Below are 19,417 nucleotides of genomic sequence, written 5' to 3' on the forward strand. Positions count from 1 at the left end.
CCGGCTGGTATATTCGCTGGGAAAAAAATATGCTACAATATAAATCAGTATTTACGGGATAAATGGAGGCTTACAAGATGGCGAAAGTCCGCACACAAGATCTGCTGGAAAATTTTAATTTGACTTTAGTCGCCGGAGAAGATGGCGTCCATCGGGAAATTATGTCCAGCGATATCCATCGGCCGGGGATTGAGATGACTGGTTTTTTTAACTATTATCCGCGGGAACGTCTGCAATTAATTGGCAAAACGGAGATGTCCTATTTTCTTGATCTGCCGGCAGACGCACAGAAGGATCGCATGGAACAGCTTTGTACCGATATCACCCCTGTCATCGTTATCTCGAGAGATATGGCTATTCCAGAGGTTATTCTGGAGACGGCGAATAAATCAGGGGTCCCGATATTACACTCACCACGCAAAACGACGCGGGTTATCAGCCGTCTGACCAATTATCTGGAAGCTAAATTTGCCCCGTTCACTGCTATTCACGGCGTGTTAGTAGATATCTATGGTGTGGGTGTGCTTTTGACTGGCCAGAGTGGGGTCGGTAAAAGTGAGTCAGCACTTGAGCTGGTCAAACGGGGGCATCGACTCGTGGCAGATGACAGCGTTGAAATCCGGCAGGAAGATTATGAAGCGCTGATTGGTAACTCGCCGCCTTTGATTGAGCATTTACTGGAGATCCGCGGACTTGGCATCATTGACGTTATGACGTTGTTCGGCGCAGGATCTGTCAGAAGCTATAAACGTATATCGATGATTATCGATCTGGAATTGTGGGATGAAACAAAACAGTATGATCGCCTTGGGCTTGATGAAGATACAACGAAAATTATGGATGTTAATGTGCCGAAAGCAACGATCCCGGTCCGACCGGGGCGTAACCTTGCCGTAATTGTTGAAGTTGCTGCTATGAACTTCCGACTAAAACGTATGGGTGTTAATGCGGCTGAGAAATTTTCTGAGCGATTAACAGATATGATAGACCAGGGGCATGATATGGAGTAGGAGTGGTTAATGTGCAGTGCAATGCACCGGCATTAGATCCGGTATTTTTCGAGTTAGGGCCGCTGACAATTCAGTGGTACGGTGTGATAATTGCATTTGGCGCCTTTTTGGGGCTTTATTTGGCAACGAAGGAATCTGACCGGCTGGGCATGCCAAAAGATTTAATGGTCGATTTACTGCTGTTTGCTTTGCCTGTTGCGATTATCTTTGCACGGATGTATTACGTGATTTTTGAATGGGATCGTTATGCAGGTGGTCCATGGTGGAATGTTTTTGCAGTCTGGGAAGGCGGCATTGCCATTCATGGCGCGTTAATTGGTGCGGTTCTGACGGCGATTATCTTTGCGCGTGTGAAAAAGGTCTCTTTCTGGCAGCTGGCAGATATCACAGCACCCAGTCTGATTTTGGGACAGGCTATCGGACGCTGGGGCAATTTTATGAATCAGGAAGCTCATGGCGGCCCGATCAGTGAGGAAACGTTTAATAATTTCCATACATATTTACCCGATTTCATTATGAACCAAATGTGCATTGATGGTGTTATGTATCATCCAACCTTTTTATATGAGTCATTCTGGGATATTTTGGTTCTCATCCTTCTGCTCGTATTGCGCCGCAAGAATCCACTGCGCGGTGAAATCTTTGTGAGTTATTTGATTGCCTATTCGGCTGGCCGTTTTGTGATTGAAGGGATGCGGACAGACAGCTTATATGTTCCCGATACCAATATTCGAATGGCACAGCTTATCTCGGTTATTATCATCTTAGGCCTGCTTGCTATCATGTGGTATCGCCGTAAATCTGGTATGGCTGATAGACATTACAATGGGGAAAAGGTGAAAAAGAAGAAGTCGTAGAATGAGGGGAGGCAGATCATTGACGGGTATTTTTAGCCGGGGGCTGCAGCGGGGACTGCACCTGACATGGACGTTGGGCAAAGTTATTTTTCCAATCACACTGATTGTAACTATTTTGCAGTACACCCCTGTACTGGACTGGGTCGTGGAGCAGATTAGTCCTCTCATGCGACTGCTTGGACTGTCCGGTGAAGCCGCCGTGCCGCTTGTGCTGGGAAATGCCCTGAATCTGTATGCCGGCATTGGCGCGATCGTCTCGTTCGATTTCTCGATTAAAGAAGTATTTATTCTGGCGGTTATGATGTCGTTTTCCCATAATTTATTTATTGAATCAACAGTTGCCTCTAAGGCAGGTGTGAGCTGGTGGCTGATTTTGGGCATTCGTCTTTCGCTTTCTTTGGTCGCAGCGATCATGATTAATCTTCTCTGGACGGGTGGAAGTGAGCCAGCCCAGTACGGACTTATCTCATCATCTGATGCAGCACCCGATGGATCGGCTGATGTTTTGCTCCACGGACTGCAGACAGCCTTCACGGCCATACTTCAGTTAGCGCTGATTGTACTGGTTTTAATGGTCGTGATGCAGTTTTTCCGGGAAAAAGGCTGGCTTACGCTCATTTCTGACAAATTGGCCCCTTTTACCAGGGTGCTTGGCATGGGACAAAATACAACGATGACGCTGGTTGCTGGTCTGACATTAGGCCTGGCTTATGGGGCGGGCTTAATGATTCAGGCTGTCGAAGAAGATGGTGTCTCCAAACATGATATGTATTTGGCACTGATTTTTCTTGTTGCCTGTCATGCTGTTGTGGAAGACACTGTTATATTCATTCCGCTGGGGATTCCGGTATGGCCACTGCTGCTGATCCGTCTGGTCACCGCTGTTGTATTAACAATAACAGTTGCAGCAATCTGGAAACGTGTGGCTCATCGAAAAGGCCGCAAGTCAACCTATAGTCAGTCTAATCTTCCACTTTGATGACGGTCGCATGCACGGCTTAATAGCGATTGATTAATTTGTTGTTCAAGCAGCTTTAATAGAACAGAAGACCAGGAGTGTCGCTGATGCGTCAAACAAAACGGTATCGTGTGAACAAAGACAATTCACTGTGGCATATTTATCAAACGGTTTCATTCTGGAAAGTCGTGAAGAATGTTTGTATTATCCAATTGGGCCGGTATATGCCTCTTTTAAGTGTGAAAAACTGGCTGTATCGCACCTTTTTGCGTATGAAGGTGGGGAAGACGACAGCATTTGCCCTGATGGTCATGCCCGATACGATGTTTCCGGAACAGATAAAAGTTGGTTCCAATTGTGTTATTGGTTATAATACAACGATACTGGCTCATGAATACTTAATTAAAGAGTACCGGATTGGCCCTGTTGTCATCGGTGATGAGGTGATGGTCGGCGCCAATACGACGGTTCTGCCCGGCGTAACGATTGGCAATGGGGCGATAATATCCGCAGCCACGCTGGTCAATAAAGATGTACCTCCGGGTGTTTTCGCGGGGGGGAATCCTATGCAGATCATTTACACGAAAGAAGAATTGACAGAGCGGCAGGAAGATGATGAATAATGACATGAGGCTGACAGATAATAAAAAGCCATTCCTGGTTCGGAGGACAATTTATTTAAATTAAGGTGCTTTTCGTATACAATAGTCGTAAAGTCGTTTAATGGGGGAAACTGATGGAATACGAAAATTTAACGTTGCACACGGATAAGTATCAGATTAATATGATGTATGCGCACTGGAAAAATAACTCGCATAACCGCGAAGCGATTTTTGATGCGTATATTCGAAACAATCCATTCCATAACGGCTATACTGTGTTTGCCGGGCTGGAGCGGGTTGTTCATTATATTAATAACCTGACGTTTACTGAAGAAGATATTGATTTTCTGAGACAGCAGGAAGAAAATTATGAAGAAGGTTTTCTGGATGAATTAAGACAGCTTTCTTTCACCGGCACCATTTACGCTATGCATGAAGGTGAAATTGTTTTTCCGGATGAACCCCTTATCCGGGTGCAGGCACGCATTTTTGAAGCGCAATTGATCGAGACAGCTATTCTTAATATGATGAACTATCAGAGTCTGATTGCCACGAAGGCAAGCCGCATCAAACAGGTTGTTGATGATGATACGCTGATTGAATTTGGAACACGAAGGGCACAGGAAGCTGATGCTTCTATCTGGGGCGCCCGTGCTGCCTATATTGCGGGCTTTCACGCAACATCAAATATGCGTGCTGGTAAGCTGTTTGGCATTCCGACACAGGGGACCAATGCGCATTCCTGGATTCAGGACCACGATACAGAAGAAGAAGCCTTCATGAACTTTGCCAGGGCTCTGCCTGATCAGACGGTCCTGCTGGTTGATACATATGATACGCTGCAATCCGGGATTCCTAATGCTATAAAGATCGGAAAGCAACTGGAAGAATATGGCAAGAAGTTAAAGGCTGTCCGTCTTGATAGCGGGGATTTGGCCCGTTTGTCAATTGAAGGCCGGCGAATGCTTGATGAAGCAGGCATGGAAGATGTTCAGATTATGGCTTCCAATGATCTTGATGAAGAAGTTATTATGCATCTGAAATTACAGGGAGCCAAAATTACAGCCTGGGGTATTGGAACAAAATTGATTACCGGTGCCAGGAGTCCATCACTTGGCGGTGTGTACAAACTTGTTGCCAGAGAGAAGGACAATGCACTTGTGCCGGTGATTAAGCTGTCTGATGATTTGGCAAAGATATCAACTCCCGGCTCGAAAAAGGTTTACAGAATCATCAATCGCAAGACACAAAAGTCGGAAGGCGACTATGTTGCGCTGGATCATGAAGTGGTCAATGATAAACCGCTGAAGATGTTTGATCCGATATTCCCGCAAAAGTTTAAATATGTGGATGACTATGATGCTGTTGATCTTCTGCAGCCAATCTTTGTGGACGGGAAACAAGTTTATCAGCTGCCGTCGCTCGAAGATATACACAGCTATCATGAGCAACAGCTTGCGTTTATATGGGAAGAAACTTTAAGATTGCTTAATCCGCAAACGTATTATGTTGATTTGAGCTATGAATTATGGAAAATGAAGCAGGATATTATTGAGAAAAATTCGCTGGAGTAAGCGATAATATGTCCTTTCCAGGGTGATGGATCGCTTGAATATGAGGAGGCTGTTATAGGAGGTATCATATGGACATTCCCACAGGCATTGTTCCAGCTGTCCGGCAAATGAAGGATTTTGAAAAGGCTTTGGGGTCTGAAGCGAATACGATCTTTTTTCTGGAAACGCGTCTTGCGCAATTAAAAAGTTTAATTAACTATTCAAAACGAGAGGGCAAACAGGTATTACTTCATTTTGATTTAATTCAGGGCTTAAAAGCTGATGAGTATGGGATGGAGTTTTTAATCCGTGAGATTAAGCCGGACGGAATAATTTCAACCCGGGGTAATATTATTAAGCTTGCTAAAAAGCATGAGCTGCTGGCCATTCAGCGTATGTTTTTGCTGGATAGTATGGCATTAGACCATAATCTAGAATTAATTGACCGTTTTAAACCGGATTGTGTCGAATTGCTGCCTGGTCTCATCCCTGATATTATTCAGCATATTAATGAGAAAACCGGCGTACCAGTGATCGCTGGAGGGCTTATCCGGGATCAAAATGAAGTTTCTTCAGCACTGAATGCCGGCGCAATTGCTGTGTCGACGTCCAACACAGAATTATGGCGTTCCCACTAAGAATGGTTATTGACAGCGTTTGCATAAGTCATTATAATAATAGTTAACAAGTTAATTTGTGATGGAGATTTGGAGATCCGCGTTGCAAGTGTACTTTAAGAAAAGTACATGATTGTTTTGCGGATTTTTTTGTGTCGAATAATGGCTGGACAATAACTGGGGGTGTTAGGATGTCTGAGTTTTTAGCGGAGTTACTTGGTACGATGATCCTGGTGATTTTAGGAGGCGGCGTTGTTGGCGGTGTTCTTCTGAAAAATTCAAAGGCTGAGGGGACAGGCTGGGTCCTGATTACCATAGGCTGGGGACTGGGTGTTACAATGGGTGTATATGCGGCTGGACTGGTGACAGATGCTCATATCAATCCTGCCGTTACCATCGGATTTGCTGCAGCCGGCCAATTTCCCTGGGAAAAAGTGCCAATGTATATCGGCGCTCAGTTAATCGGCGCTTTTATTGGTGCCGTGATTGTATTCTTTAACTATTTGCCGCATTGGCGGGAAACGAAGGATAAGATAGCTAAACGGGATGTGTTTTCAACAACGCCGGCTATCCGCAGTCTTCCTTCAAATTTAGTCAGTGAAATGATTGGTACATTTGTTCTTATGCTGGGACTGATGTTCATTGGTGCCAATAATTACTCTGAAGGACTTAATCCATTAGTTGTGGGGCTATTGATTGTTGCCATAGGAATGTCTCTGGGGGGTGCGACAGGTTATGCGATTAACCCGGCTCGTGACCTTGGGCCCAGAATTGCCCATGCATTGCTTCCGATTCCGAATAAAGGAGCATCCGATTGGCGTTATGCCTGGATCCCAGTTGTCGGTCCGATTTTAGGAAGTATCTATGGCGCTTTGTTTTATAAGGTATTGTTTTTAGGTGAATCTTCCATCATGTTTTGGATTTTAACTGTGTTAGTCGCCATTATTTTTATTGGAGCAGCTGTGTCGGAATTAAGAAAAGCGAAAACAGCAACGAGCGAAGTCTAGAAGAAAGTAATGCACATCCATTAATTTTAAGGGGGAGAAGGTCATGCGTGAAACGTATATTTTATCTTTGGATCAGGGAACAACAAGTTCCCGGGCGATTTTGTTTAATCATGATGGTGAGATTGTTGAGTCAGCGCAGCAAGAGTTTGAACAATTTTTCCAAAAACCTGGCTGGGTTGAGCATGATGCCAATGAAATTTGGACATCGATGCTCGCTTGTATTTCGGAAGTGTTGCGAAAAGCGGATACCGATCCTTCTCAAATTGCCGGTATTGGTATAACCAACCAGCGTGAAACAACCGTCATCTGGGACAAAAATACTGGCAAACCTATATATCGAGCGGTTGTCTGGCAGTCGCGGCAAACAGACGGCATTTGCAGGGAACTCAAGGATCAGGGTTATGAGGATACCATTCATCAGAAAACGGGCCTGTTGATCGACCCTTATTTCTCAGGAACAAAAGTTAAATGGATACTTGATAATGTAGAAGGTGCCCGGGAGAAAGCTGATAATGATGAGCTGTTGTTCGGCACCATGGATACTTGGATTGTGTACAAATTGTCAGGCGGAAAAGCACATATAACGGACTACTCAAATGCTTCCAGAACGCTGATGTTCAACATTTATGATTTGCAATGGGATGATGAATTACTGGCTATATTCGGCGTTCCGAAAAGCATGCTGCCCGAAGTGAAGGAGTCTTCCGAGATTTATACGCAAACAGTTGATTACCATTTCTTTGGTCATGAAATTCCGATTGCCGGCATCGCCGGTGATCAGCAGGCTTCCTTGTTTGGCCAGGCTTGTTTTGAAAAGGGTATGGCCAAAAACACCTATGGAACCGGCAATTTCATGCTGATGAACACGGGTGAAGAAGGCATTCAATCGGATAATGGATTACTGACCACACTGGCTTGGGGCATTGACGGCAAAGTTGAGTATGCGCTGGAGGGCAGTATCTTTGTTTCCGGTTCAGCTATTCAATGGCTTCGTGATGGGCTGAATATTATCGAGAATTCGCCGCAAAGTGAGGCATATGCGACACAGATTGATTCCACAGATGGTGTGTACATGGTGCCGGCATTTGTCGGAATGGGAACACCTTATTGGGACAGTGATGTCCGCGGCGCCTTTTTCGGCATCACGCGCGGAACAACACGCGAGCATATGGTCAGAGCCACTTTGGAGTCGCTTGCCTACCAATCCAAAGATGTGCTCGATGCCATGATTCAGGATTCCGGAATAGACCTCAAAGCGATGCGCGTTGATGGCGGTGCCGTACAGAATGACTTTTTAATGCAATTCCAGAGTGATATGATGGATGTACCGGTTGAACGGCCGGTTGTGCAGGAAACAACTGCTTTAGGAGCTGCTTATCTGGCAGGACTGGCTGTTGGCTACTGGCAGAATAAAAATGAAATTGCAGGACAGTGGAAGAAAGAGCGCACCTTTACCAGAAATATGCCAGAGGAAAAACGCGATAATCTTTATGCTGGATGGAAGAAAGCCGTAAAGGCAGCAAGAACGTTCGAATAAAGAATAATGGTTCAGGAGAGGTCACTATTTAAGAATAAGATTGGCCTCTCTTTTTACTATAAGGAGGGCGAAAAATGAAAAAAATCATAAATGATCCGAATGCCGTTGTGCAAGAGATGGCGGAAGGTTTGGCTGCTGCGTACCCAGATGACCTGGAACAATTGCCCGGGACCACTGTTATTAAACGAAGAACGGCCCCGGAGTCTAATAAAGTTGGTATTGTGAGCGGCGGAGGAAGCGGCCATGAACCAGCTCATGCCGGTTATGTAGGTAAAGGAATGCTGGATGCTGCAGTGGCGGGTGAGGTTTTCACATCCCCGACGCCTGACCAGATATTTGAAGCAATTAAAGCTGTTGATGGTGGTGCAGGCGTATTTATGGTCGTCAAAAATTACACAGGCGATGTGCTGAATTTTGATATGGCAGCTGAACTGGCTGAGGCTGAGAACATTAAAGTGGCCAAAGTGGTTGTAAATGATGATGTTGCTGTTGATGATGTCGCATCGCGCAGAGGTATTGCCGGTACCATACTGGTTCATAAGATGGCTGGGGCAAAAGCTGAGCAAGGCGGTTCACTAGAGGAGGTTAAAGCCGCAGCCGATAAGGCAGCCGAAAACGTCCGGTCGGTGGGAATGGCGCTGACCCCATGTACAGTCCCTGCTGCTGGAACGCCGAGTTTCACTTTAGCTGAAAATGAGATGGAAATCGGTATCGGCATTCACGGTGAACCAGGCATCGAACGAAAAGAAATTGCTCCTGCTGATGATATAGCACAAGAACTGACTGATAAGCTCTTGGCTGATTATGATTTTTCCGGGAGTGATACAGCTGTTATAGTCAATGGTTTAGGATCTACTCCGGAGATGGAACTGTATATTATGAATAATAAAGTACAGGCTATACTAGCGAACAATGAGATTAATGTGTACAAAACACTAGTCGGTGAATACATGACGTCGCTGGAAATGACCGGCTGCTCTTTAACGCTGTTGCAATTGGATGATGAATTGAAACAGCTGCTCGATGAACCAGCCAATACACTGGCGTTTAACGGTTGAAAAGGGGTGATAGCGATGGCTCTAACTGTACAGAATATAGTTGATTGGATCGTAAAAGCAAATGAAAAAATCCAGGCCAATAAAGATTATCTGACAGCTTTGGATCAGGCGATCGGTGACGGTGACCACGGTATCAATATGTCACGCGGTTTTCAGGAAACGGCGGAAAAAATCAGAGGAGAGACGTATACGAGCGGTGCTGATGTACTGCAGGATACAGCTAAAACACTGATGTCAAAAGTAGGCGGTGCATCCGGTCCGTTGTTCGGGACAGCATTCCTGAAATTATCCGCAGCCATAAAAGGAATTGACCCGGTTGATTATGATACATTTACGGGTGCCATTGAGGACGCCGTAAATGGTATTAAACAGCGGGGAAAAGCAGCAGAAGGTGACAAGACACTTGTGGATGTGTGGTCGAAAATGGCAGATCTGTTTAATTGTGAATCAGACTTCAGGGCAGACAGGATAGCAGAAGAGGCAAAAAGTGCTATGGAGCAAACGAAAAGCATGATGGCCACAAAAGGAAGAGCCGCTTATTTTAAGGACGGGTCAATCGGTCATATTGATCCGGGATCTGCATCCTCACTGTATATTTTCGAGGCCTTGTCAGAAGTGATTGAAGGAGGAACTTAATATGGCCTATGTCGGTATCGTCCTTATTTCGCACAGTCCAAAAGTTGTTGATGGGATAAATGATATGATTCGCCAGGTCATGAAAGAAGTTCCGATTGAGCTGGCTGGCGGAACGGATGAAAATGATATTGGAACAAGCATTGACAAGATCCAGACAGCTATTAGCCGCGCCGATCAGGGTCAGGGTGTTTTAGTGTTCTATGATATAGGCAGTGCTAAAATGAATGCAGAAATGGCGATTGAAATGGCAACAGCTGAGAAGGTGAGACTTCTGGACGTTCCCTTGCTGGAGGGTGCTTATGTTGCGGCTGTTGAATGCGGGATGGAAAAAGAAGCTGACGACGCAGCAGAGGCTGTTATGAAAGAATTCAAGTGAATCGTTATACAAAGGGGTCAGAAGTGTGGTAGAATATAGTTAAGTTAATAAGTTTACCGGAGCCAAGGAGAAACCGCGAAAACTGATGAATGGTTCATTCGTCTATTTTGCGGTTTCTTTTTTTAGGGAATATGTCCAACAGGATATGAACTAAACATTTCTTAATATAAGGAGCGATAAAAGTCATGTCAGTATTTTCAAGTCGTAAGCGGGAAACTATCATTCAGGACGTGGAGCAGAAGCAGCTGGATGTGCTTGTTATCGGCGGCGGGATCACTGGTTCAGGTATTGCACTCGATGCCGTTACGCGCGGCATGAATACAGCTGTTGTCGAGATGCAGGATTTTGCTGCCGGGACATCCAGCCGCTCGACAAAATTAGTGCACGGCGGCTTGCGTTATCTACAGCAATTTGAAATAAAAATGGTGGCAGAAGTTGGTCAGGAGCGGGCGATCGTCTATGAAAATGGGCCACACGTGACAACACCTGAGTGGATGATGCTGCCGTTTTACAAAGGCGGGACGTTTGGTCCGTTAACGGCGAATATTGGTCTGCGCGTTTATGACTTTCTGGCAAAAGTCAAAAAGGGCGAACGACGGAAGATGCTGAGCCGATCACAGGCCCTGAAAAAGGAACCGCTTGTCAAACAGAAAGGTCTGAAAGGCGCCGGTTATTACGTCGAGTATAAAACAGATGATGCCCGGTTGACGATCGAAGTGGCGAAGAAAGCCGTTGAAGAAGGTGCTCATGCGATTAATTACGCTAAAGTGGTGGATCTGCTCTATGACGAGGGCCAAGTGGTTGGAGCTCTTATCGAAGACCGCATCACAGGTCAAAAGCACCATGTTTATGCGAAGAAAATTATCAATGCAGCCGGTCCATGGGTCGATAATCTTCGTGAAATGGACGGTTCCAAACAGGGCAAAACGCTGCAGCTGACAAAAGGGGTTCACCTTGTATTTCAAAATGACCGTTTTCCACTGCAGCAGGCGGTTTACTTTGATGCCCCTGATGGCCGGATGGTTTTTGCCATCCCGCGGAATAAGAAAACCTATGTTGGAACAACGGATACCAGTCATAATGGTGATATTGCTCATCCACAGATGACCGAAGCGGACCGGGACTATTTATTGGATGCCATCAATTATATGTTTCCATCGCTTGGCATGACGGTTGCTGATGTTGACTCGAGTTATGCCGGCTTAAGGCCGCTGATTGCTGAGGAAGGCCAGGATGATCCTGATGAAATTTCCCGTAAAGATGAAATATTTATCTCAGATTCCGGGCTGGTATCCATCGCCGGCGGAAAGTTGACAGGTTACCGCAAAATGGCCGAAAATGTGGTCGACACGATTGCTGAACAGTTCAAAGATGACTATGATATTTTATATTCGGAATGCAAAACGGTGCATTTACCTATTTCCGGTGGGGATGTCAATGGTTCAACAGGCTTTCAAGCGTTAAGGGAGCAAAAACTTACTGAAGCAGCTGATTTGGGAATTAAAGACGAAACAGCGCGTTTTCTGATCCAAAAGTATGGCGGGAACATTGATGAAATCTTCAATCTGTATCAGCGTGAATATTCGCGTGCAGCTGAAGAAGGGATTGAGCCGATCGTATTTGCGGAGCTGCTTTATGCGATTGATCAGGAAATGGTCTATAAACCCGTTGATTTTTTCATACGCCGTACGGGTGCCCTGTTTTTTGATATTGACTTTGTCAGAGAGCATAAAGATCCTGTTATTAATTATATGGCCCGTGTTCTGGAATGGAGCGACAATCAAAAACAATCCTATATCGAACAGCTGGATCAACTTCTTTATGAAGCCGTTCATCCAACTAATTAATTAGAGGGGCTGGGACAAAACCTGAATTATCAACGCTAAGGTACATTTTGCGGAGCAGCTAGACGTTGATAAAAGGACATTTGTCCCAGTTTTTTTTCATAGTTCAGAAGCTGCCATCTAAAATTCGTTTAAAATAGGCAACCATATGTTATTTCTCTTTCAATTGTGATACACTTTATTCGGAGAAATTCGACAATAAGGGGGAGCCCAGATTATGGCGTCTTCAAGTGAATCAAACACAGAATATAAGGAGAATATTGTCCCCTTTATTCCGAACGGCAAGTTTTATTTCACAAAAGGTGTCGAAGCCTTCGAGAAACAGAAATTCGACACGGCCATTAAATGGCTGCGGAAGGCTATTGAATTTTCACCTGACACGCCACTATACCAGTGCCAGTTGTCCGTTGTTTATACTGAAACCGGTGCCTATCAAGCAGCCAATCAATTGCTGCACGAGGTCCTGCAGACAACCAATGAGACATATACGGACTGTTATTATTTGCTGGCTAATAATTATGCCCATTTAGGACTGCTGAATGACGCAAAAAAATATGCAAAACACTATCTTAGTGCGTCCCCAGAGGGAGATTTCCGCGATGATGCTGAACATCTGCTGGATTTAGTGAATAGTGATGAAGCAGAGAGTGATGAATGGGAGTTCGAGGAAGAGGAAGAACTGCTTGTATATCAGGAAGCTGTTTTTCAGCATATGGAAAACGAGATGTGGGAAGAAGCACTGCCGCTGCTTGAAGAAATGCTTTCACTGTTTCCGGAACACGAGATGATTGAACATGATTATGCTTACGTTTTGTTCTTTTACGGTCACACAGAAGAGGCGATCAGACTTGAACACGCGTTCTTGCTGGAACACCCTGATTCAATTAACAGTTACACGAACCTGGCGTTATTTTATCACCAGATAGGGCAGATGGCGGAATATAACAACTATATAACACCACTGTTGAATGTATATCCTATTCATGAACAGCAAAAATTACGAATAGCTGTTACCTTTGCAAGGACGGGTGTTTATAAATGGGCCTTCGGGCGCTTTCAAACACTGAACAAGCCGCAAGTGCAGTCTCATCAGGCCTACTATAAATGGTACAGTCTGGCGGCATATCAGATTGGGCAGACATCGAAAGCTGCGTCATTATGGGAAGAGGGCTGTCAAAAACATCCGGCACTTGCAGACAAAACCGCGCCCTGGAATCGTTGAAAAATGGCTTCCCTGTTATGAAAATTGGCTGATAAGCATAAGAATGGACGAAATCATCGCTATCTAATATGATGAAGACGGTAAACGGATAAATGTGAGAGAAAGGGCTGATATGATGTCCGAAGAACGTATGTATGATGTAATAATTGCTGGTGCAGGCCCTGCTGGCATGACCGCGGCGGTCTATGCATCCCGGGCTGATCTTGATACACTGATGCTCGAACGCGGCATTCCAGGTGGCCAAGTAGCTAATACAGAAGATGTTGAGAATTATCCTGGCTACTCCTATATTTCAGGCCCGGATTTATCTAATGAATTGTATGAACATGCTAAAAAGTTCGGTGCTGAGTATGCTTACGGTGATATTAAAAGTGTCGAGGATCATGGCATGTATAAAACGATCTTCGCCGGAAAAAAACAGTACAACACACGCACTCTGATTATTGCTTCTGGTGCCGAGTACAAAAAACTTGGAGTACCAGGGGAAGAAGAATTGGGCGGAAAAGGTGTTTCCTATTGTGCTGTCTGTGATGGTGCGTTCTTTAAAGGGAAGAATCTCGTCGTTGTTGGCGGCGGTGACTCTGCCGTTGAGGAAGGCATGTACTTGACACGTTTTGCTGACAAAGTAACCATTGTTCATCGGCGTGATGAACTGCGTGCGCAGAAAATTCTGCAGGACCGTGCGTTTGACAATGACAAGATTGACTTCATCTGGAATACAGAGGCTAAAACAATTAATGGACCAGATGGCAAGGTCAGTTCAGTTCTTCTGCATGACAATAAGACGGGCGAAGAATATGACTATCCGATAGATGGTGTTTTCATTTATATAGGCTTGCTGCCTATTAATGAGCCGTTTTTATCACTTGGCATTACAGGCGAAGAAGGTTATATTCAAACAAATGAAGAAATGCAGACGGCCATTCCAGGTATATTTGCAGCAGGTGACATCCGTGAGAAATCATTGCGGCAAATCGTGACAGCAACTGGTGATGGAAGCATTGCTGCTGAGGAAGCACAGAAATATATTGAAGATTTAAAAGAAGAGCTGAAAGCGGCACAATCGTAAGCTCTGCATCTGTTTCAAGTGAAAGTCAGATGCGTCATGATATTTTAATGTTACTGTAACCCGCACGAAACATCAATTTGATACAATAACATTATTGACCCCCTTATAATGATAAATGACTTGCAGGTGATATGATGTCACCTGCTTTTTTTAATTCAGTGAGGCGGGTATGTGTCTGCCCGCATTCCAGAAGGTTGTTGGCCGGAGCGGTTTCAGTGTATAATATAGCTAATAGCTTTTTGTATCAGACATTTCGAGAGGCAGCACGTTTCTGTTTGTGAAATCAAAGGGTGCAGGGCTGTTGTTTGTTCATTCCCTGAAGAGGAGAATTGTGTATGGCAAATAATAAACCGCAAACAAAATTAGTTGTGATAACCGGCATGTCTGGAGCGGGGAAAACGGTTGCTGTCCAGAGTTTTGAAGATATGGGTTATTACTGTGTGGATAATCTGCCGCCAGCATTGCTGCCGAAATTTTTGGATCTGATGAAGGACTCGCGTAATAATATTCAAAATGTGGCACTGGTCATGGACTTGCGTTCTCGTGAATTTTTTGATTCGCTGTTTGAGGTGCTGGACAGATTAGGTGAAGAAGAATGGCTGGATGATCGAATTCTTTTCTTGAATGCACAAGATAATGCTTTAGTCAATCGCTATAAAGAGACTCGGCGCAGCCATCCTTTGGCTGCAGAAGGTCTGCCATTGAACGGTATTCAACAGGAACGGAAAATGCTCGATGAATTAAGGGGGAGGGCACAGCGTATCATTGATACCAGTAACCTGACCCCCAGAGAATTAAGAAATCAGATTTTAAAAGCTTATACAGGCGATCAAAAGGATATCTTCTCGGTACAAATGGTCTCATTTGGGTATAAATATGGCATCCCGATTGATGCGGATTTATTGTTCGATGTGCGTTTTTTGCCCAATCCGCATTATGTACCGCAAATCAAGCCGCTGACAGGGCTTCATTCTGATGTTGCTTCCTATGTTTTTAAGTGGTCTGATACCCAGAAATTTGATACAAAAGTACTGGATTTACTGCAGTTCATGCTGCCTCAGTATAAAAAAGAAGGAAAATCACAGCTTGTCATCGGTATCGGTTGTACAGGTGGACGCCATCGTTCTGTAGCCATTGCAGAATACTTTGCTGAACAGCTTTCAGAACAATACATGACGCATGTCAGCCATCGCGATATCGATAAATGAAAGGGTTATTAACATGAAAAGCGAAAAAAATCTGAGCGTCGTTGTTATTGGCGGCGGAACGGGGATGCCGGTCCTTTTGCGTGGACTGAAAGATTTACCCGTCGATCTGACAGCTCTCGTAACAGTTGCTGATGATGGTGGCAGTACAGGCCGTCTGCGTGATGAAATGGGCATGCCGGCTCCTGGTGATATACGAAATGTTATTGCTGCATTATCTGATGCCGAGCCAATGCTCTTAGATTTGTTCCAGCATCGGTTTCAAGCTGGCAAGGATCTGACTGGTCATTCAATGGGCAACTTGCTGCTGGCAGCTATGACGTCAGTGACAGGGAATTTTTTAATGGGCATTCAGGAGATATCACGTGTACTCAATGTTAAGGGGCGAATTCTTCCTATATCAAATGACAACATGTCGCTCCACGCACGCATGACCGATGGATCAGTTGTATCCGGAGAGTCGCAGATACCGCTCGCTCATAAACAAATTGAGCAGGTTTATCTAAGCCCGCAGCCGGTTCATCCATTGCCTGATGCCGTACAGGCCATTAGGGATGCAGATTTGGTTGTCGTATCTCCCGGGAGCCTATACACAAGTATTATGCCGAATTTGATTATACCGCAAATTGATAAAGCGCTTGGTCAGACGAGCGCAAGGGTTGTCTATGTCTGTAATGTTATGACACAGGAGGGCGAGACTGACGGCTATACCGCCGCAGATCATGTGCAGGCCATTCATCGCCACATTGGTGATGATTGCATTGATTCGGTTGTTGTTCATAACGAACCTATTCGACAACAGGTACGTGAGATTTATGCCGAGGAAAATGCGACCCCGGTTATTTATGATATAGACCGACTGCTTGCGATGGGGCTTCAGGTTATCGAAAATGATATCATTGATCCGTCTAAGACTGCCTTACGTCATGATACACATAAAATAGCCAAATTACTTTATTCAATGATCCGTGATGAATGAATAGGGTGATGTGAATGGCTGAGCCGGGAGGTGAGGAGAATGTCATTTGCAGCAGAGATCAAGAAAGAACTGACAGGCATCGAGTTGGATGCTTGCGGCCAATATGCTGAACTGGCTGCTCTAATCCGGATGAATGGTGTTATATCCATGGCCGGAAATGTTCACACATTGGATGTCCAAACAGAAAATGCGGCTATTGCACGGCGCATGTTCACATTGATGAAGTCGTTATATGACATTTCAGCAGAATTGCTTGTACGCAAGAAAATGAAATTGAAAAAAAATCACATTTATATTGTCCGATTGAAGAACAGTGCTCAAAACCTGCTGGCGGATTTAGGGATCGTTAGTGATTCGTATACGTTTCATAAAACAATACCGGATGTCTACTGGGAAAAGGATTGCTCCAAACGCTCCTATTTACGGGGGGCCTTTCTAGCGGGCGGTTCGATTAACAATCCAGAAACATCGTCGTATCATCTGGAAATTTCCAATGTCTACGAGGAGCATAATGATTCGTTGTGTCAGATGCTAAACGACTTTGACTTAAAGGCACGGAAATTGGAACGCAAAAGCGGCTATATAACATATTTGAAAGAAGCCGAAAAAATAACGGATTTTCTTAACATAATTGGGGCCCATAATGCTCTGTTCAAATTTGAAGATGTGCGGATTGTCCGGGACATGCGTAATTCAGTCAATCGTTTGGTTAATTGTGAAACAGCAAATTTAAACAAAACGATTGGGGCTGCTTTTCGTCAGATTGAAAATATTAATTTTATTGCGGACACAGTCGGCTTGGAAGCTCTTCCGGAAAAATTACAGGAAATAGCTCAATTACGGGTCCAGCATCAGGAAATTTCACTGAAAGAACTAGGTGAACTTGTAACAAGTGGTAAAATTTCTAAATCTGGTGTTAACCATCGATTGAAGAAAATTGACGAATTTGCTGAAAGACTCCGGGAAGATGACGCCAAGTCAATGAATAATTGATAGTTCATTATTGTCTAAATATGTGATACACTATGATCACTAAACAGCAAATTAACAATATGGCAGTCATACAGTTAACGTGCTGTCTTTTTTTTATAACGTATTGCAAACGATTTCATTAGGAGGGTGACACAGAGTGGAGAAATCCGTGAAAGTTGAACTTGAAACAGGGCTGCAGTCACGGGCGGCCTCGCAATTTGTTCAGGAAGCAAACCGGTTTACGGCGCATTTGTTTCTTGAAAAAGACAAAAGGCGGGTTAATGCCAAAAGCATCATGGGATTGATGAGCCTGGCGATAACGTCGGGTGAAATGGTTAGGTTGATAGCGGAGGGCGATGACGAAAAGGAAGCTCTTAATGAATTGACAGAATTCGTTTCAGATACGTAGGATGTTTATCCGCAAATCACTTATTCTCAAGATCACAATCATCTGATCATAAAAAAGCTGCACCATAGTCGGTGCAGCTTTTTTCGATCAGATGTCAGCTCTTATTCACGCTCGGTATTTCTTTCGAGAACTTTGTCAATCAGACCGTATTCAACAGATTCCTGGGCAGACTTGAAGTTATCCCGGTCTGTATCACGCTGAATGACTTCCAAAGGCTGACCTGTCCGTTCAGACAGGATTTTGTTCATTTTCTCACGTATTTGAATGATACGGCGTGCATGAATGTCAATATCCGTTGCCTGGCCTTGTGTGCCGCCTAATGGCTGGTGAATCATAACTTCACTGTTAGGCAGTGCAAATCGTTTGCCTTTTTCGCCGGCTGTCAGCAAGAAAGAACCCATGGATGCTGCCATACCTGTGCAAATGGTTGAAACATCTGATTTGATGAACTGCATGGTATCGTAAATGGCCATGCCTGCGGTGATTGAGCCGCCTGGTGAGTTAATGTACAGGGAAATATCCTTGTCCGGGTCTTCTGCCTCCAAAAACAGCAGCTGCGCCACAATAGAGTTGGCAACGTCGTCATTAATCTCGCTTCCAAGCATAATGATACGATCTTTTAACAGGCGCGAATAAATATCATAGGCGCGTTCCCCGCTATTTGTCTGTTCAATAACTGTTGGTATTAAATTCATTTCATTAGCCTCCTTGTTCATTTTCAAAACCCATCCATGCAGTGGATATCTTTATCATAACTAATAGGTCAAAAAAGGTCAAACGAAAAGGTCACACTAAAATTGACATTTTAAAAGTCTATAAAGATAAACTCAGGATAAGTCAAATGCATCTTATTTCATAATACCCTTAAAAGGTACCCAATAAAACCCATTAAGCAAAAATATTATTAAAATGTTTATACAAGAAGGGTGATAATCTTCAGGTTTCTGCAGAATAGAAAAAAGTCAGAGACACTCACAGTATCTCTGACTTAAAGATGGATGCGCCCGGGAGGACTTGAACCTCCGACTCCTGGTACCGGAAACCAATAAGTAGCATTTTAACGTATTTTAGCGGGTGTCAAATCATACAAGCCCCCAAGTGACTTTGGACACTTAAGGTAACAAGCGTTACACTAAAGTTGAAAGGGGATCTTGTTATGGAACGCCAACATTATTCCAATGAATTTAAAGTCCAGGTTATTCAAGAAGCCGAGGAAGTCGGCAATAAAGCAGCTGTGGCCAGACGATACGAGATCACACCTAACATGCTTCACCGTTGGCAAAAACAATACCATGATGGAGGCTTTGCCGGCGTTGATGCTGACGCAGCCAGTAATCAGGAAGTTGGTGAATTAACCAAAGAAAACGATCATCTCAAACAGCTGCTTGGTGATAAGGATCTTGAAATTGCGATCCTGCGGGATCTTGTAAAAAAGAAAAACCCTCACTTGCTGAAAAAATTGAAGTAGCCCAGCAATGGATTGGGCGTGGCTATCCCGTCGCGAAG

General features: G+C 44.4%; 20 protein-coding genes and 1 tRNA gene. 19 read left to right on the plus strand and 2 right to left on the minus strand.

The window, feature by feature from the left end; genetic code table 11:
• Window positions 1-77 precede the first annotated feature (77 nt).
• The 18 genes from hprK (at window position 78) to ACFQU8_RS11580 (ending at window position 17,911) form a co-directional block, all read left to right on the plus strand.
• Window positions 78-1,010, plus strand: a complete 933-nt coding sequence (gene hprK, locus ACFQU8_RS11495) for an HPr(Ser) kinase/phosphatase (RefSeq protein ID WP_382360139.1) — start codon at window positions 78-80, stop codon at window positions 1,008-1,010.
• A gap of 11 nt (window positions 1,011-1,021) precedes the next feature.
• Window positions 1,022-1,867: a prolipoprotein diacylglyceryl transferase gene (gene lgt, locus ACFQU8_RS11500; RefSeq protein ID WP_382360142.1), complete on the plus strand. Its 846-nt coding sequence runs from the start codon at window positions 1,022-1,024 to the stop codon at window positions 1,865-1,867.
• 19 nt (window positions 1,868-1,886) lie between these two features.
• The gene (locus ACFQU8_RS11505) at window positions 1,887-2,846 is read left to right on the plus strand and encodes a nucleoside recognition domain-containing protein (protein ID WP_382360145.1); all 960 of its coding nucleotides are present in this window, start codon (window positions 1,887-1,889) and stop codon (window positions 2,844-2,846) included.
• A gap of 86 nt (window positions 2,847-2,932) precedes the next feature.
• Window positions 2,933-3,448: an acyltransferase gene (locus ACFQU8_RS11510; RefSeq protein ID WP_382360148.1), complete on the plus strand. Its 516-nt coding sequence runs from the start codon at window positions 2,933-2,935 to the stop codon at window positions 3,446-3,448.
• A 113-nt stretch (window positions 3,449-3,561) separates the two neighbouring features.
• The gene (locus tag ACFQU8_RS11515; RefSeq protein ID WP_382360151.1) at window positions 3,562-5,001 is read left to right on the plus strand and encodes a nicotinate phosphoribosyltransferase; all 1,440 of its coding nucleotides are present in this window, start codon (window positions 3,562-3,564) and stop codon (window positions 4,999-5,001) included.
• A 68-nt stretch (window positions 5,002-5,069) separates the two neighbouring features.
• Window positions 5,070-5,618 (plus strand): glycerol-3-phosphate responsive antiterminator, encoded by a 549-nt coding sequence (locus ACFQU8_RS11520; protein WP_382360154.1) that lies wholly within the window; start codon window positions 5,070-5,072, stop codon window positions 5,616-5,618.
• A 170-nt stretch (window positions 5,619-5,788) separates the two neighbouring features.
• Window positions 5,789-6,604 (plus strand): MIP/aquaporin family protein, encoded by an 816-nt coding sequence (locus ACFQU8_RS11525; RefSeq protein ID WP_382360157.1) that lies wholly within the window; start codon window positions 5,789-5,791, stop codon window positions 6,602-6,604.
• Window positions 6,605-6,647: 43 nt separating this feature from the next.
• On the plus strand, window positions 6,648-8,141 hold the full coding sequence (gene glpK, locus ACFQU8_RS11530; protein ID WP_382360159.1) for a glycerol kinase GlpK: 1,494 nt from the start codon (window positions 6,648-6,650) through the stop codon (window positions 8,139-8,141).
• Between the two features lie 74 nt (window positions 8,142-8,215).
• Window positions 8,216-9,199, plus strand: coding sequence for a dihydroxyacetone kinase subunit DhaK (gene dhaK / locus ACFQU8_RS11535; RefSeq protein WP_382360162.1), 984 nt, complete (start codon window positions 8,216-8,218; stop codon window positions 9,197-9,199).
• A 15-nt stretch (window positions 9,200-9,214) separates the two neighbouring features.
• The gene (dhaL, locus tag ACFQU8_RS11540; protein WP_382360165.1) at window positions 9,215-9,835 is read left to right on the plus strand and encodes a dihydroxyacetone kinase subunit DhaL; all 621 of its coding nucleotides are present in this window, start codon (window positions 9,215-9,217) and stop codon (window positions 9,833-9,835) included.
• Window position 9,836: 1 nt separating this feature from the next.
• Window positions 9,837-10,211, plus strand: a complete 375-nt coding sequence (gene dhaM / locus ACFQU8_RS11545; protein ID WP_382360168.1) for a dihydroxyacetone kinase phosphoryl donor subunit DhaM — start codon at window positions 9,837-9,839, stop codon at window positions 10,209-10,211.
• A gap of 185 nt (window positions 10,212-10,396) precedes the next feature.
• A complete protein-coding gene (locus tag ACFQU8_RS11550; RefSeq protein WP_382360171.1) occupies window positions 10,397-12,058 on the plus strand; it encodes a glycerol-3-phosphate dehydrogenase/oxidase in 1,662 nt (553 codons plus the stop codon).
• 214 nt (window positions 12,059-12,272) lie between these two features.
• A complete protein-coding gene (locus ACFQU8_RS11555; RefSeq protein WP_382360174.1) occupies window positions 12,273-13,277 on the plus strand; it encodes a tetratricopeptide repeat protein in 1,005 nt (334 codons plus the stop codon).
• A gap of 94 nt (window positions 13,278-13,371) precedes the next feature.
• Complete coding sequence (gene trxB, locus ACFQU8_RS11560; protein ID WP_382360177.1) at window positions 13,372-14,346, plus strand: thioredoxin-disulfide reductase; 975 nt, start codon at window positions 13,372-13,374, stop codon at window positions 14,344-14,346.
• A 335-nt stretch (window positions 14,347-14,681) separates the two neighbouring features.
• On the plus strand, window positions 14,682-15,554 hold the full coding sequence (rapZ, locus tag ACFQU8_RS11565; protein ID WP_382360180.1) for an RNase adapter RapZ: 873 nt from the start codon (window positions 14,682-14,684) through the stop codon (window positions 15,552-15,554).
• 13 nt (window positions 15,555-15,567) lie between these two features.
• Window positions 15,568-16,530, plus strand: a complete 963-nt coding sequence (locus ACFQU8_RS11570) for a gluconeogenesis factor YvcK family protein (protein WP_382360183.1) — start codon at window positions 15,568-15,570, stop codon at window positions 16,528-16,530.
• Between the two features lie 39 nt (window positions 16,531-16,569).
• Entirely contained in the window at window positions 16,570-17,523 is a 954-nt protein-coding gene (gene whiA, locus ACFQU8_RS11575) for a DNA-binding protein WhiA (RefSeq protein ID WP_382360186.1), read from the plus strand.
• 136 nt (window positions 17,524-17,659) lie between these two features.
• On the plus strand, window positions 17,660-17,911 hold the full coding sequence (locus tag ACFQU8_RS11580; protein WP_382360189.1) for an HPr family phosphocarrier protein: 252 nt from the start codon (window positions 17,660-17,662) through the stop codon (window positions 17,909-17,911).
• A 101-nt stretch (window positions 17,912-18,012) separates the two neighbouring features.
• Here ACFQU8_RS11580 and clpP read toward each other — a convergent pair whose 3' ends face one another.
• Both clpP and ACFQU8_RS11590 read right to left on the minus strand, forming a co-directional pair.
• Window positions 18,013-18,627: an ATP-dependent Clp endopeptidase proteolytic subunit ClpP gene (clpP, locus tag ACFQU8_RS11585; protein WP_382360192.1), complete on the minus strand. Its 615-nt coding sequence runs from the start codon at window positions 18,625-18,627 to the stop codon at window positions 18,013-18,015.
• A 283-nt stretch (window positions 18,628-18,910) separates the two neighbouring features.
• Window positions 18,911-19,005 (minus strand) — tRNA-Leu (locus ACFQU8_RS11590).
• Between the two features lie 62 nt (window positions 19,006-19,067).
• Here ACFQU8_RS11590 and ACFQU8_RS11595 point away from each other — a divergent pair.
• A complete protein-coding gene (locus ACFQU8_RS11595) occupies window positions 19,068-19,379 on the plus strand; it encodes a transposase (protein ID WP_382360195.1) in 312 nt (103 codons plus the stop codon).
• Window positions 19,380-19,417: the final 38 nt, after the last annotated feature.

The sequence above is a fragment of the Lentibacillus kimchii genome (assembly GCF_042666895.1).
Classification (GTDB): domain Bacteria; phylum Bacillota; class Bacilli; order Bacillales; family Amphibacillaceae; genus Lentibacillus; species Lentibacillus kimchii.